Source organism: Phytohabitans houttuyneae (assembly GCF_011764425.1).
Taxonomy (GTDB): Bacteria; Actinomycetota; Actinomycetes; order Mycobacteriales; family Micromonosporaceae; genus Phytohabitans; species Phytohabitans houttuyneae.
Genome location: NZ_BLPF01000001.1, coordinates 1,922,531 through 1,937,349, shown reverse-complemented (window position 1 = coordinate 1,937,349; position 14,819 = coordinate 1,922,531). Strand labels below are relative to the sequence as shown.

Below are 14,819 nucleotides of genomic sequence, written 5' to 3'. Positions count from 1 at the left end.
ACCCGATGACCAACCTCGCCACCGGGTCGAAGCGACTCTGGCGCACCAGCCCGCTCACGTACATCGCGCTGGTGATCGCGGTGATCAGCTCGATCTACCCGCTGTACTACATGTTCGTGATCGCCACCCGAAGCAACGACGCGATCAACGACACGCCACCGCCCTTCAGCCCGTCGGGACTCTTCGGCGACAACATCAACCGGGCGCTGGACAACGAGACGGCCAACCTGCTCCAGGGCATCATCAACTCGGTGATCGTCTCCACCGTGGTGACCGTCTCGGTCGTGCTGACCGGTTCGCTGGCCGGCTTCGCGTTCGCCAAGCTCAAGTTCCGCGGGCGCAACGGGCTGATGCTCGCGGTCGTTGCCACGATGATGGTCCCCACCCAGCTCGGCATCATCCCGCTCTGGGGCTTGATGCAGGACATCGGTTGGTACGACTCGCTTTTCGCGGTCACCGTGCCGTTCCTCGCGAGCGCGTTCGGCGTGTTCATGATGCGCCAGTACGCCAGCTCCGCGGTCTCCGACGAGCTGATCGAGGCGGCCCGGATCGACGGCTGCTCCACCTGGCGCATCTACTGGAACGTCGTGCTGCCCGCGCTCCGCCCGGCCGCCGCCGTGCTCGGCCTGCTGACCTTCATGCAGACCTGGAACGAGTTCGTGTGGCCGTTCGCGATCCTCTCGTCGGACAACCCGACGCTGCAGGTCTCCCTCTCCACCCTGTCGTACGCGTACTACACGGACTACTCGATGGTGTTCGCCGCGACCGCGGTCGGCACCGTCCCGCTGATCGTGGTGTTCATCCTGTTCGGCCGCCAGATCATCGGCGGCATCATGGAAGGTGCAGTCAAAGCGTGACAAGCCCGAACGGCCACGGGGTGGCCTTCCCGCCGGACTTCCTCTGGGGCGCGGCCACCGCCGCCTACCAGATCGAGGGGGCGCCACCGAGGGCGGCCGGACGCCGTCGATCTGGGACACGTTCAGCCGCACCCCCGGGAAGGTGAAGGGGGGCGAGACCGGCGACGTCGCGTGCGACCACTTCCACCGGTCGTCCGACGACGTCAAGCTCATGGCCGACCTCGGGTTGAAGTCCTACCGGTTTTCCCTCGCCTGGCCCCGGATCCAGCCGGACGGGCGCGGCCCGGCCAACGAGGCGGGTCTGGACTTCTACCGCCGGCTTGTCGACGACCTGCTGGCGCACGGCATCGAGCCGTGGGTCACGCTCTACCACTGGGACCTGCCGCAGGCCCTGGAGGACGAAGGCGGCTGGCCGGCGCGGGACACCGCCGGCCGGTTCGCCGAGTACGCCGAGATCGCCCACCGCGCGCTCGGCGACCGGGTGCGCTACTGGACCACGCTCAACGAGCCGTGGTGTTCGGCGTTCCTCGGGTACGGGTCGGGCGTGCACGCACCGGGCCGCAGCAACGGCGCCGACGCCCTGCGCGCGGCGCACCACCTGATGCTCGGCCACGGGCTGGCGGTACAGGCGATGCGGGCCGCACAGCCCGATCACCAGCTCGGCATCACCGTCAACCTGTACGCGATCTCGCCGGAGACCGACTCGCCGGCCGACGCCGACGCCGCCCGCCGGATCGACGCCCTGGCAAACCGGGTCTTCCTGGACCCGGTGCTGCGTGGGCAGTACCCGGCCGACCTGATCGAGGACGTGCGCGAGGTGACCGACTTCGGCCACGTGCGCGAGGGCGACCTGGCGATCATCTCGACGCCTCTGTCGGTGCTGGGCATCAACTACTACAGCCGGTACGTGGTGGGCGCGCCCGACGGGGAGTCCACCGGGCCGTACTGGCGCGCGCCCTCCAACTGGCCGGGCAGCGAAAGCGTGCGCTTCGGCAGCCGGGGCCTGCCGGTCACCGACATGAACTGGGAGATCGACGCGCCCGGCCTGGTCGAGGTGCTGGAGCGGGTGCACCGGGAGTACCCGGCCATTCCGATCTACATCACCGAAAACGGGTCGGCTTTCGTCGACAAGGTCGTGGACGGGCAGGTGGACGACCCCGAGCGGGTGGCATACTTCGATGCTCACCTGCGTGCCTGCTCCGACGCGATCGAGGCGGGCGTACCGCTACGCGGTTACTTCGCGTGGTCGTTGATGGACAACTTCGAATGGGCGTGGGGTTATTCGAAGCGCTTCGGCATGGTCTATGTCGACTACGACAGCCAGGTCCGGATTCCCAAGTCCAGCGCGAAGTGGTACGCCGAAGTGATACGCCGTAATGGTCTGAGCCCGAGCGGCTCGGAAGGGCAGGAACGCGCACAATAGGCTGGTCAGTTATGTGGCCTGGTCAGCTTGTTTGTCAAGGCCCGCCCGCCGTCCGAGGAGCAGACGATGACAACGCAGCGCACGCGGTCACTCGGCCGCCCGACCCTGGACGCGGTCGCGGCCCGTGCCGGGGTCGGCCGGGGCACGGTGTCCCGTGTCGTCAACGGCTCTCCGCAGGTCAGCCCAGAGGCGCGGGCCGCGGTGCAGCAGGCGATCGAGGAGCTCGGGTACGTGCCGAACCGCGCGGCCCGGGCCCTGGTCACCCAGCGGACCGACTCGGTCGCCCTGGTGATCTCGGAGTCGGGGGAGCGGCTGTTCGGTGAGCCCTTCTTCGCCGGCATCGTCCGGGGCATCCACGCCGGCCTGCTCGACACGCCGATGCAGCTCTGGCTCGCGCTGGCCCAGTCGCCGGCCGAGCGGGAAAAGGTCGAGCACCACCTGACCAACCAGCACGTCGACGGCGTACTGCTGCTGTCGCTGCACGACGCCGACCCGCTCCCGACGCTGCTGGAGCAGCGCGGCCTGCCGACCGTGCTGGGCGGCCGGCCGGCCCGCATGCTCCAGCCGGGTGCGCAGGCGGCAAACTTCGTCGACGTGGACAACGCCGGCGGTGCCCGGCAGGCCGTCGAGTTCCTGATCGGGAGGGGGCGGCGGCGGGTCGCCACCATCGCCGGTACCCAGGACATGGGCGTGGGGATCACCCGGCTCGCCGGGTACAAGCAGGCGATCCTGGACCACGGCGGCACCGTGACCGAGGACCTGATCGCGTACGGGGACTTCAGCGAGGCGAGCGGCACGGCGGCCATGCGCCGGCTGCTGGATGTCTCGCCCGATCTGGACGCGGTGTTCGCTGCCTCCGACCTCATGGCGAGCGGGGCGTTGCGGGCACTGCGCGAGGCCGGCCGGCGGGTGCCTGAAGACGTGGCGGTGGTCGGCTTCGAGGACGCGGAGATCGCGCGCCAGGCCGATCCGCCGTTGACCACCGTCTACCAGCCCGTCGAGGAGATGGGCCGGCAGATGGCGCACCTGTTGATGTCGTTGATCCGACGGGACGACCTCGACGAGCCCTACGTGCTGCTCAACACTCACATGGTGCAGCGCGCCTCCGCCTGACCAGCAGGTTCCGTTCGGGTTAACCGGCGGTTTTCCTCTCGGAGACATGGCGCAGCAACAGGGACGAAATGGTCATCAGGCACCCTGGAGTGTGCCAGCGCGAGTGCGTGCTGGCTTGCCGACGGGAGGCTTGTCATGTTGTTGCGGGTTCGGGTGACCCTGCCGGACCGGCCTGGCGCGTTGGGGCAGGTGGCGCGGACGCTCGGCGTCGCCGGTGCCGACATCGTCCAGGTGGTGGTTCTGGAGCGGTTGGGCGGTCGGGCCGTCGACGACTTCACCGTCGTGTGGCCCGGCGCCTCCCGGGTCGAGCGCCTGCGCGCCGGCCTCGCCGCCATCCCCGGCGTCCAGGTCGACGGCGTGTGGCGGGCCATCGGCGCACCGGTCTCCGGCGGGCACGACGCGGAGCTGCTCGCGCAGGTCGCGGCCAACCCGGCGGACGGCCTCGGCACGCTCGTCGACGCCGTGCCCGGACTCCTCGCCGCCGACTGGGCGGCCGCCGCCGTGGTGCCGGCCGACTGGGCCGCCCGCAGCGGGTCCGCGCCCCGCGCGGTCGCCGGCGACGAGGTGGGGGTCTCGGGGGGAGAGCCCGCGGTGGCGTACTCGAGCTGGCGCGCGCCCCAGCCGCTCCTGCTGCCGGAGGTGACCCCGCTGCGCGCGCGTGCGCTGACCGGCGCCGACGGGACGCGGTACGCGGTGGCGCCCTTCGGCCGCGCCGGCCTTGTGCTGATGGTGGCGCGCGGCGAGGCGGAGAGCCTGCCGGCGGCCGCGTTCCACGTGACCGAGGTCGACCGGATCGCGCAGCTCGTGCGTGCGGCCGCGGTCATCCTCGGCGACCGGCTTGACCTGGTCAGCGTCCCATCCGCCGTTTCTCGATCATGACTCATCACGGTTGAGTAACGTCAGAGAAACAGCGACCGTGCAGTCTTGATCTCGGGGGACTGAGAGGGGTTCGCGATGGGTCTGTGGCGGATCAGAGCGACCGTGGACGACCGGCCGGGATACCTGGCGGTGCTGACCGCCAGCCTCGCGCTCAAGTCGGTCAACATCCTTGCGGTACAGGTGCACACCACCGAGGCCGGCGCGGTCGACGACTTCCTTGTCGACGCGCCCGACACGATGACCGACGAGGACCTGCTCGCCGCGGTGGAAAAGGGTCGCGGCCGCGACGCCTGGGTGACCCGCACCGAGGCCCGTGAGCTGGCCGATTGGCCCACCCGCACGCTGGCGCTGGCGAGCCGCCTGGTGCGCGACCCCGACTCGCTCGGCGACGCCCTCTCCGCCCTGCTCGGCGCCGACGCGGTGATCTGGCGCCCGGCTCCCGGCCAGGACAGGTACGGCGCCAACCGGGGCGGCATGCGGCTCGTCGACCCGACCGGCGGCACGTACGAGATCAGCCGTCCCGCACCGACTTTCACTCCCGCCGAGTACGCGCGGGCCCAGGCCCTGGTCGACCTCGCGGCCACCGTCGTGCGCCAGGCCGCGGAGCAGGTCACGCTCGTGCTGGCCGACGGCGCCGAGATCCGGGTACGCCCGGCGGTCCGCGACGACCTGGCCGCCGTCACCGCGATGCACGACAGGTGCACGCCGCTCACCCGGTACCGCCGCTTCCTGACCCGCTCCACGGTCCCGCAGGCCGCCCGCGTCGAGCGGATGCTCGACCCCGACCGCGGCGTGACGCTGGTGGCCCTGGCCGCCGACGACCGCGTGGTGGCGACGGCGACGCTGGTCGCCGAGGGGGACATCGGCGAGATCGCGCTACTGGTCGAGGACGCCTGGCAACGCCGCGGTATCGGCACCGCACTGCTGCGCCGGCTGGTCGCCCACGGCGAGCGCGCGGGCCACGCGGCGCTGGTCGCGCACACCCACGCCGACAACTCCGCGATGCTGGCCACCCTCCGCCGCCTGGGCCGCCCCGGCCCGGCCCCCGAGCGCGACGACACCGTGGTGAGTGTGACGGTGCCGCTCGCGCCAGCCGAGGTGGGCGACCAGCCGAAGAGGACTCCCGCCGCTTCGACCTGAGCGAGCGCGGGCGACGGCGGCCCGGCCCCGGTGCGGGGCCGGGCCGTGTCACGCTCTGAGCCCGCAGCCGGCCCAACTGCTGTCCCGCACCATGGCCTCCGGCAAGACCGCCAGCGAGTCGCGGCGCGCTGTCCGCGTGGCGGCGCGGTGCCCGTGGCGGCCCGGCCGGGAGGCGGCACCGCGCGGGGTCAGGAGGCGGCGCCGCGTGAGGCCAGGTGCCTGTGTGCCCACAGCGAGCACGGTGCGCGCGACGGTGCGGTGTGGACGGTGGCGCGGCGGGAGGGAGGGGCGTGGCCCGGCGCAGCCGGGGGTGACCTGGACCGGGGGCGGAGGGTGAGGCTGCGGGAGCAACGGTCTGGACCACAGCGGACATCGCGGTAGCTCGATGGATGAACGGGCTCAGGTTGTGGGGTAGCTGGTGTGGTCGGGGAAGTTGCCGTACAGGCGCTCGCCCGCCTCGCCAACGGTCACAGCGCGCACAAGCAGGTCGCCGCCGACGAAGGCGCCCTTCCACGATGCGCCGCGGCCGCCGAAGGGTTCTTCGCGGTCGCCGCGGGAGCGCGGCTTGTTGATGCCCACCTTGAAGGCTTGCAGGTCCACGGCGAGCTTGGCGGCCTCTTCCTCGTCGTCGCAGGCCAGGCTGGCGACGAGGGCGCCGTTCGACGCGTTCATCTGTGCGAGCAGCTCCTGCTCGGTGTCCACGACCACGATCGTGTCGACCGGGCCGAACGGCTCGCTGTGCATCAGGCGGGAGCGGCCGGGCGGTGCCAGCAGCGCGGCCGGTGCCACGTAGGCGGAGGTGTCCTGGCCGGGCAGGAACGTGCCGCGGTCCAGGCGGCCGCGGTGGATGGGGATGGCGCCGGCGCGGACCGCTTCGTCGACCTTGCGGTGGAGTTCGTCCGCCTTGGCCGCGCTGATCAGCGGGCCGAAGTCGAGCTCGGGCAGTGGGTCGCCGGCCCGCCAGGTGGGGTCGACGGCGAGGGGTGGCCGAAGCGGACGGAGCGGATCACCGGCAGGTACACGTCGAGGAACGCGTCCACCAGCTCGCGCTGCACCACGAAGCGGGGGTACGCCGTGCACCGCTGCTTGCCGTACTCGAAGCCCTTCCTGAGGTGGGCGGCGAGGGTGTCCCAGCGGGAGAAGTTCCAGATGCCCCAGGCGTTGAGGCCCTCCTGCTCGATCATGTGGCGCTTGTCGGTGTCGAGGAGTGCGGCGGCCACCTTCCCGCCGTTGGACCGCCCGCCCACGAACGCGACCGCGCCGATTTCGCTTGCCCGTACCAGCACCTCGGAGAGCTCCTCGCCGCCCCCGGACAGCAGCGTCGCGGGCAGGCCGGCGCGGTGCATGACCGCGTGCGCGAGGGTGAGGCAGGCCGCGCCGCCCTGTGACGGGGTCTTGGCGATGACAGCGTTGCCGGCGAGCAGCTGCACGAGCTCGGCGTGCACCAGGACGCTCATCGGATAGTTCCAGCTCGCGATGTTGCTCACCGGGCCGGGCAGCGGGTCCCGGGCGGCGAGCTGGCGGTCGATCTGGTCGAGGTACCAGCGCACGCCGTCCAGCGCCCGGTCGACGTCCGCGCAGGCCAGCCGCCACGGCTTGCCGATCTCCCAGACGAGCAGCAGCGCGAGCGTGTCGCGGTGCGCGGTGAGCTCGTCGAGGGCGGCGGCGACCCGCGACTTGCGTTCCGCCAGCGGCGTCGCCGCCCAGGCGCGGTGCGCGGTGGCCGCGGCGGCGACCGCCGACCGCGCCGTACCGGCGTCCACACGGGACAGACGGGCGAGGACGGTGTTGTCGACCGGTGTGCGGACCGCGCTGGGCGTGCCGATGGAACGCCACTCGCCCTCGGCCAGGTTGCGCAAGGTCACGTGACCGTCCGTAGTGCGGTCGAACGCCTCGGGTGCCGCGGCGACCGCGCGGGCGAGCGTGTCCGCCCACGCGGTGCCAGGGGCCAAATGCAGGGCCATCGCTGCCTCCTCGGTCCGGCTTTCCGTTTGGCAGAGGCTCGCTGGCCGTACGAGGTGGTCGCAACCGTACTTTCGTATGCCAAAGCGCGTTTACCTGCAATTTTCTGATTAGCACGTTCGCGTGGATGTGTCTGAGCAGGGCATACGGAGGCCCTTCACAAGCGGGAAACAATGTGGGAACATTGGTCCCTATATATGGGAGCGCTCCCATCTCTCCCAGGCCAACCCACCCGTTCGCGGCTCTCCCGGAACGAGGCGAGGGGCGGATGCGCCCACATCCGCCCCTCGATGTCCTCACTACGCGTAGTCGCGCGCGGCTCCACAGCAGACTCTGACCGTCGCATCGCGCAGCCGCGAGGTGAAGGCCGGAGCCTGGAAACACGGACAGGAGCGATTCTAGTGTCTGGCAGGATCATCTGGTATCGCCGTGCGGGCGCCGTGGCCTCGGCCGTCCTGGTCGCGGTGGTCGCCGCGATCTGGGCGGCGCCACGGTCCGACGCGGCGGCGCCGGCGTACAACTATGCCGAAGCCCTTCAAAAGTCCCTTTTCTTCTACGAGGCGCAGGTTTCCGGTCGAAAGCCATCCTGGAACCGCGTCTCCTGGCGTGGCGACTCCGCGCTGAGTGACGGCTCAGATGTGGGGCTCGACCTCACGGGCGGCTGGTTCGACGCCGGCGACCACGTGAAGTTCGGCTTCCCGATGGCGTTCACCACCACGATGCTCGCGTGGGGCGCGGTGGAGTACCGCGACGCCTACGCCTCCTCGGGCCAGCTCACCCACCTGCTCAACAACCTCCGCGTGCCCAACGACTACTTCATCAAGGCGCATCCGTCCGCCAACGTCCTCTATGGACAGGTGGGCAAGGGCGACGACGACCACAAGTGGTGGGGACCGGCCGAGGTGCTGCCGATGGCGCGCCCGGCGTACAAAATCGACGCAAGCTGCGGCGGCGCGGACCTGGCCGGTGAGACGGCGGCCGCGATGGCCGCGTCCTCGATGGTCTTCCGCTCCACCGACGCCGCCTACGCCAACACCCTGCTGACCCACGCGCGGCAGCTCTACACGTTCGCCGAAAACGTGAAGCGGATGTACCACGAGTGCATCACCGACGTCACCAGCTTCTACAAGTCGTGGAGCGGCTACGCCGACGAGCTTGTGTGGGGCGCGATCTGGCTCTACCGGGCCACCGGCGAGGCCAGCTACCTCGCGAAGGCCGAGGCCGGCTACGACGCGCAGGGCAACGAAAACCAGACCAACACGAAGATGTACAAGTGGACGATCGCGTGGGACAACAAGCAGTTCGGCAACTACGTGCTGCTGGCCAACCTCACGGGCAAGCAGAAGTACGTCGACGACGCCAACCGCTGGCTCGACTACTTCACTGTCGGCGTCAACGGTGAGAAGGTGCGCACCTCGCCCGGCGGCATGGTGGTGGTCGACACCTGGGGCGCCCTGCGGTACGCGGCCAACACCGCCTTCGTCGCCCTGCTCTACAGCGACAAGACAAGTGACGCCACGCGCAAGGTCCGCTACCACGACTTCGCCGTGCGGCAGATCGACTACGCGCTCGGCGCCAACCCACGCAACTCCAGCTACGTCATCGGGTTCGGCAACAACTACCCGAAGAACCCGCACCACCGCACCGCGCACGGCTCGTGGTGGGACAGCATGACCACGCCGACCGCGACCCGGCATGTCCTCTATGGAGCGTTGGTTGGCGGCCCGTCGTCGCCGGACGACTCGTACAAGGACGAGCGCAACGACTACGTGATGAACGAGGTGGCGACCGACTACAACGCCGGCTTCACCTCCGCGCTGGCCCGGCTCGTCCAGGAGTACGGCGGCACGCCGGCGGCCAACTTCCCGCAGCCCGAGACGCCCGACATCGACCAGTTCACGGTCGAGACCACGGTGATGCAGAACGAGCCGCGGGCCACCGGCATCAAGGCGATCGTCTACAACAAGTCGGCGTACCCGGCGCGGGCGCTGACCCGCTCGGTGTTCCGCTACTACTTCACCCGCGAGGGCTCGGTCGCTCCCGTGGTGACCAGCGGCTACACCCAGGGGTGCCCGTCGCCGACCACGGCCCGCCAGCACAGCGGCGACATCTGGTACGTCGAGATCGACTGCACCGGCTACACGATCGCGCCCGCGGGGCAGTCGCAGCACCGGATGGAGGTGCAGTTCAAGATCGGGGTACCCGAGGGCGGCACCTGGAACCCGGCCAACGACCCCTCGTACCAGGCGGCCGCCGGGCCGAACCGCGCCGTGCCGCTCTACGAAAACGGCGTGAAGCTCTGGGGTGACCCGCCGGGCAACGTCACGCCCGGCCCGACGACGCCGGCGCCCACCACGCCCGCGCCGACCACACCGGCACCCACCACGCCGGCGCCGACCACGCCCGCACCCACGACTCCGGCGCCGACGACGCCGGGGCCGTCCGGGCCGTGCTCGGTCTCGTACAGCACCAACGACTGGTCAACGGGCTTCACCGGGAGCCTGACCATCCGCAACACGGGTACCAGCGCGTGGTCGTCGTGGACGGTGGCGTTCGCCTTCTCCGGCGGGCAGCGCATCACGCAGGGCTGGGGCGCGCGGTGGACGCAGAGCGGCACCGCGGTCACCGGGACGAACGAGTCCTGGAACGGCTCGGTACCGGCCGGAGGGTCACTCTCCGTGGGCTTCAACGCCTCGCACACGGGCACCAACCCGCGCCCGACGGCGTTCACCGTCAATGGCGCCGCGTGCACCGTGGCGGCGTAGGAGGGTCCACTCGCGGGGGCGCACCAGTCGGTGCGCCCCCGTGCCATGCGTGCGAATTCCCACCGGATGGTGGGAGTATCACGATTCGTCAGACCTGCGCCAGGCGGCCACAACATCTTCTGTTTGGTTCACAACGCCGGGTCGCCTGTTGACAACTCGGCGTTGAAGGTACGGTATTCGGCGTCATCGTCCACACGGGGTTGGCGGGGCGGAGGTGGGGAGTGCCGGTCACAGGCCAACGTGTCGTACGACGGACGTTGGGGCGACGGCTCACTCGATTACGGACCGCGTCCGGCATGAGCCGGCGTGAGGTGGCGGAGGCGCGACTGGGCATCTCGGAGCCGACGCTGCACCGCATCGAGACGGGCAAGGTGCCGGTCACCGCGGCAAACGTGCGCGCGCTCTGCTGGCTGTACGGAGCGGACCAGAGCATCACCGACGCGCTCGCCGAGCTCGCGCTCGGCACGTCGCAGCAGGAGTGGTGGGACGCCAGCCCGGTGATCCCGGAGTGGTTCAAGCTCTACGTCGGTCTGGAGGCGTCGGCGTCCCGCATGTTCGGGTACGACGGCGAGATCATTCCGGGCGAGCTGCAGACGCCGGAGTACGCGCGGGGCGTCTTCGGCGCCGAGCAGCCGGTCGACACGGAGGCCGCCGAGCGCCACATCAAGCTCCGCATGCAGCGGCAGAAGTCGCTGTTCTCGCGCAACCCGCCGATCCGCCTCGTGACGGTGCTCGGCGAGGGCGCGCTGGTCCGGCCGGTCGGCGGCGAGCAGGTCCTCAAGGCGCAGATCGAGCACCTGCGGCGACTGTCCCAAGAGGAGGCTGTCGACATCCGGGTGCTGCCGTTCTCGGTGGGCGCGCACGCGGCGATGGCCGGCGCTTTCCGGATCCTGGAGTTCGACGACCCGGACGACCCCGACGTGGTCTACCTGGAGTCCCATGTCGGCGCGCTCTACCTGGAGGAGCAGGCCGAGGTCGACGAGTACCGGCGGATCTTCGACCTGATCAGCAAGGATTCCGTACCCGTAGGTGAGTACCGGTGACAACCTGGGGAAGGGCGTGACAAGCGTGGGCAACGGCGCACAGGGCGCACATCAGAAGCCGGCCACGGCGGCTCGGATGTACGACTACTACCTGGGCGGGATCCACAACTTCCCGGCGGACCAGGAGGCGGCCAAGGCGATGCTCGAGCGCTCGCCGCTGATCCGCACGATCGCCCGCTACAACCGGGCGTACCTCAGCCGTGCCGTCCGCTACCTCACCTCCATCGGTGTGCGCCAGTTCCTCGACCTCGGCTCGGGCATCCCGACGGAGGGCAACGTCCACGAGATCGCGCAGGCGGACATCCCGGACGCGCGGGTGGTCTACGTGGACATCGACCCCGAAGCGGTGTCGGAGAGCCTGGAGATGCTCGCGGGCAACCAGTACGCGACCGCCATCCGCGCCAACGTGCGCGAGCCGCAGGCCATCCTCGACAACCCGCAGGTGGGCAAGCTGATCGACTTCAGCCAGCCGGTCGGGCTGCTGATGGTCGCCGTCCTGCACTTCGTTGAGGACAACGACGAGGCGTGGGGCATCGTGCGCACGCTGCGTTCCGCGCTCGCACCGGGCAGTCATCTCGTGCTCGCGCACACGACCGTTGACGAGCTGGTGTTCGACCCGGAGCTGCTCAAGCGCTCCCAGGAGATCTACCGGCGTCAGACCTCGACGCCCTTGACGCCCCGCAAGAGGAGCGACGTCGTCCCGTTCTTCGACGGCTTCGAGCTGGTCGAGCCCGGCATCACCTGGCTCAACCAGTGGCGGCCCGGGCCTGACCTTGTCGACGAGTTCAAGGACAACCCGCAGATGTCGAGCTTCTACGTCGGGGTGGGCCGCCTCGCCTGATCCGCGGTCCACATAGCACGATCGCCGGCCCCTCGGGGCCGGCGATCTTTGTCTGGGGTTCCGCTGCGGTCAGTCCGTCAGGAGCTGGTCGAACTCGCCGCGCTTCGCACCGAAGAGGAACGAGTCCCACTCCGCGGTGGTGAACACCACGGTGCCGGCGTCTCGTGCCTTGCTGTTGCGGACCTCGATGTGGCCCTCGTGGCGGCGTGCCTCGACGCAACTGCCGCCGTTGCCGGTCGACCTGCTGGACATGATCCAGCCGGCTTCACTACTCATCAGTACTCCCTCGCGCCGGAGTGCTTGCTGTGGGTAACCGGCGTGACCCCCGGGCCGGTGACCGGTGTGCCACCCGATGCCCGTGTGACAGGCAGAACCGGCGCTTGGGCGCACGGATCATTCTTTCACCACGAAAGTGGCACGCACCTAGAGTAGCCGAAACTCGTTCCGATGCACGATGTCGTCGTGACAGTTATCCAGGTGAAATCTTGCACGTGCGTCGGCAAGCTGTCATGATTCTTTGTACGCGCGAGGGAATCCCTTGTTCCCTCAGTCCCGACTCGGCGGTGTCACCGTTGCAGTCTTGAGAGGATGGCCGATGCGGATCCTCGATCCCGCAGCCGCCGACACCGGCGGTGCCCCGCCGGCTGGCGGGATGCGGACCGAGGCTGACACCGCCCGGCTCCAGGCCCGGATCGACCAGCTCGAAGCCCATGTCCAGCGGCTGGAGCAGGAGCGTTCCACGCTCCGTTGGATGGCCGGACACGACGCGCTCACCGGGCTGGCCAACCGCCGGCTCTTCCACGCGCTCGCCCCGACGCTGCTGCGCGCGGAGGAGCGCTCGTCCGCGGTCCTGATCCTCGACCTCAACGGCTTCAAGCCGATCAACGACACCTTCGGGCACGACGCCGGTGACGAGGTGCTCTGTGTGATCGCCCGGCGCATGGGCGCCTGCCTCGGCGACCACCTGGTGGCCCGGTTCGGCGGCGACGAGTTCGCGGCGCTGCCCAGCGCGCCCCGCCCGGACGCCCCCGAGGCGTGGTGGCACGAGGTCGCCGCCTCGCTCAGCGCGGCGATCGCACCCCCGATGAACGTGGCGGGCCGCAAGCTTGCCGTGACCGCCTCGATCGGCGTCGTCCCGGCCAGCCACCCCGCCGACCTCGCTGACCTGCTCCGCCGCGCTGACCAGGCGATGTTCCGCGCCAAGCGGCACGCGCGCACGACCGGCAGGCCCGGTATCACCTGGGTCGTGGCCGGCGAAGGCGATGGTCGCGCGGTTATGTACGAGCCGGCTGCCTCCCCCGCCATCCCGCCCGGCCCGACCGCGCAGGCACCCGCGGTGCCGTACCGGCCGGGTGACCCCGTGTGGGTGCACCGCGACGGCATGCGCCGCGCGGGCGTGGTCGAGGGAGCCTCCGAGTGGGCGGCTCTGGTGCGTTACCGGTACTCGGACACCGGCACGATGGTCGACACGATGCCCGCGGACTGCTTGGCGATCCGCGCGGAGGCCGATCCGCACCTGGACCGCGAACCCTCCGACCCATGACGGGGGTCGCCACTACCGCCCCGAAGGCGCGGTAGTGGCGGCATGGATGTCAGCCCGAACCGAGCCTGCCGTGCTCGACACACGTCGCCGACCAGCCCGCCGGCAGCACCTGCACCTTCATCCGCCGGCGGCACGTGGGGCAGTAACGCGGCGGCTCCAGCCGGCGGGCGGCTGCGCAGGCGGTGTGGTCGCCCTCGGCCGCCGGCTCGCCGCACCGGTCACACCAGAGCGCCTCGCTCACCGCGGTCACAACGTCGCCGAGAGTGCTTTGACCGGCATCTTCAGGTCGTCGAGCAGCGCGAGGTCTTCGCTGGCCGGACGACCCAGCGTGGTGAGGTAGTTGCCGACGATCACCGCGTTGATCCCGCCGAGCAGGCCGTCGCGCGTACCAAGGTCACCGAGCGTGATCTCGCGCCCACCCGCGTACCGCAGGATCGTGCGCGGCATCGCGAGCCGGAAGGCGGCGATGGCCCGCAGCGCGTCCTTGCCCTCCACCACCGGACGGTCACCGAGCGGGGTGCCGGGACGGGGGTTGAGGAAGTTCAGCGGGACTTCGTGCGGGTCGAGCTCGGCCAGCTGCGCGGCGAACTCCGCCCGCTGCTCCACCGTCTCGCCGAGCCCCAGGATGCCCCCGCAACACACCTCCATGCCGGAGTCGCGCACCATGCGGAGGGTCTCCCAGCGCTCCTCCCACGAGTGGGTGGTGACCACGTTCGGAAAGTACGAGCGGCAAGTCTCGAGGTTGTGGTTGTACCGGTGCACCCCCATCTCGACCAGCTCGTCCACCTGCTCCTTGCTGAGCATGCCCAGCGACGCCGCGACCTGGATGTCGACCTCGGCCTTGATGGCCGCCACACCCTCGCGCATCTGCTTCATGAGCCGCTCGTCGGGGCCGCGCACGGCGGCCACGATGCAGAACTCGGTCGCGCCCGTCGCCGCGGTCTGCCTGGCCGCCTCCACGAGCGAGGGGATGTCGAGCCAGACCGAGCGGACGGGGGAGGTGAAGAGGCCCGACTGGGAGCAGAAGTGGCAGTCCTCGGGGCAGCCGCCGGTCTTCAGCGAGACGATGCCCTCGACCTCGACCTCCGGACCGCACCAGCGCATCCGCACCTCGTGGGCGAGCTGCAGCACGTCCGGCACATGCTCGTCGGGCAGGCGCAACACCGCCAACACGCCGGCCTCGTCGAGGCCGACGCCCCGTTCGAGCACCTGGGTACGAGCAAGGTCGAGGATCTCTGGCATGGTCGTACCTT

11 protein-coding genes and 2 pseudogenes are annotated in these 14,819 nt (G+C 70.3%); 9 read left to right on the top strand and 4 right to left on the bottom strand.

Translation table 11 applies throughout. The features are described 5' to 3' along the window. Positions 1 to 5 precede the first annotated feature (5 nt). The 5 genes and pseudogenes from Phou_RS08755 to Phou_RS08735 all read left to right on the top strand — a co-directional run bounded on the left by Phou_RS08755 (position 6) and on the right by Phou_RS08735 (position 5,412). Positions 6 to 857 carry a carbohydrate ABC transporter permease gene (locus Phou_RS08755; protein WP_173055165.1) on the top strand — a complete coding sequence of 284 codons (852 nt, stop codon included), beginning with the start codon at positions 6 to 8 and terminating at the stop codon, positions 855 to 857. Further along, positions 854 to 2,280, top strand: a pseudogene (locus Phou_RS08750) (GH1 family beta-glucosidase). The gene Phou_RS08755 and the pseudogene Phou_RS08750 overlap by 4 nt, the downstream one beginning before the upstream one ends. A 66-nt stretch (positions 2,281 to 2,346) precedes the next feature. Continuing rightward, on the top strand, positions 2,347 to 3,393 hold the full coding sequence (locus Phou_RS08745) for a LacI family DNA-binding transcriptional regulator (protein ID WP_173055163.1): 1,047 nt from the start codon (positions 2,347 to 2,349) through the stop codon (positions 3,391 to 3,393). 135 nt (positions 3,394 to 3,528) lie between these two features. Further along, a complete protein-coding gene (locus tag Phou_RS08740) occupies positions 3,529 to 4,272 on the top strand; it encodes an ACT domain-containing protein (RefSeq protein WP_173055161.1) in 744 nt (247 codons plus the stop codon). A gap of 75 nt (positions 4,273 to 4,347) precedes the next feature. Beyond that, positions 4,348 to 5,412 carry a GNAT family N-acetyltransferase gene (locus tag Phou_RS08735; protein WP_173055159.1) on the top strand — a complete coding sequence of 355 codons (1,065 nt, stop codon included), beginning with the start codon at positions 4,348 to 4,350 and terminating at the stop codon, positions 5,410 to 5,412. 399 nt (positions 5,413 to 5,811) lie between these two features. Here the strand turns inward: Phou_RS08735 and Phou_RS08730 are convergent. Next, positions 5,812 to 7,376, bottom strand: a pseudogene (locus tag Phou_RS08730) (aldehyde dehydrogenase family protein). Positions 7,377 to 7,775: 399 nt separating this feature from the next. Between Phou_RS08730 and Phou_RS08725 the strand changes: the two are divergent. The 3 genes from Phou_RS08725 (at position 7,776) to Phou_RS08715 (ending at position 12,023) form a co-directional block, all read left to right on the top strand. Beyond that, a complete protein-coding gene (locus Phou_RS08725) occupies positions 7,776 to 10,139 on the top strand; it encodes a glycoside hydrolase family 9 protein (RefSeq protein ID WP_246273423.1) in 2,364 nt (787 codons plus the stop codon). 221 nt (positions 10,140 to 10,360) lie between these two features. Then, a complete protein-coding gene (locus Phou_RS08720) occupies positions 10,361 to 11,182 on the top strand; it encodes a helix-turn-helix domain-containing protein (protein ID WP_281365013.1) in 822 nt (273 codons plus the stop codon). Positions 11,183 to 11,198: 16 nt separating this feature from the next. Then, a complete protein-coding gene (locus Phou_RS08715; RefSeq protein ID WP_281365064.1) occupies positions 11,199 to 12,023 on the top strand; it encodes an SAM-dependent methyltransferase in 825 nt (274 codons plus the stop codon). A 69-nt stretch (positions 12,024 to 12,092) separates the two neighbouring features. Here Phou_RS08715 and Phou_RS08710 read toward each other — a convergent pair whose 3' ends face one another. Further along, a complete protein-coding gene (locus Phou_RS08710) occupies positions 12,093 to 12,299 on the bottom strand; it encodes a DUF397 domain-containing protein (protein WP_173055153.1) in 207 nt (68 codons plus the stop codon). A 319-nt stretch (positions 12,300 to 12,618) separates the two neighbouring features. On the opposite strand from Phou_RS08710, the gene Phou_RS08705 reads away from it, so the two are divergent. Beyond that, positions 12,619 to 13,566: a GGDEF domain-containing protein gene (locus Phou_RS08705; protein ID WP_173055151.1), complete on the top strand. Its 948-nt coding sequence runs from the start codon at positions 12,619 to 12,621 to the stop codon at positions 13,564 to 13,566. 49 nt (positions 13,567 to 13,615) lie between these two features. Here the strand turns inward: Phou_RS08705 and bsaP are convergent, their stop codons facing one another. Both bsaP and bioB read right to left on the bottom strand, forming a co-directional pair. Next, a complete protein-coding gene (gene bsaP / locus Phou_RS08700; RefSeq protein ID WP_173055149.1) occupies positions 13,616 to 13,816 on the bottom strand; it encodes a biotin synthase auxiliary protein BsaP in 201 nt (66 codons plus the stop codon). After that, on the bottom strand, positions 13,813 to 14,808 hold the full coding sequence (bioB, locus tag Phou_RS08695) for a biotin synthase BioB (protein WP_173055148.1): 996 nt from the start codon (positions 14,806 to 14,808) through the stop codon (positions 13,813 to 13,815). The genes bsaP and bioB overlap by 4 nt, the downstream gene beginning before the upstream one ends. Between the last annotated feature and the right edge of the window lie 11 nt (positions 14,809 to 14,819).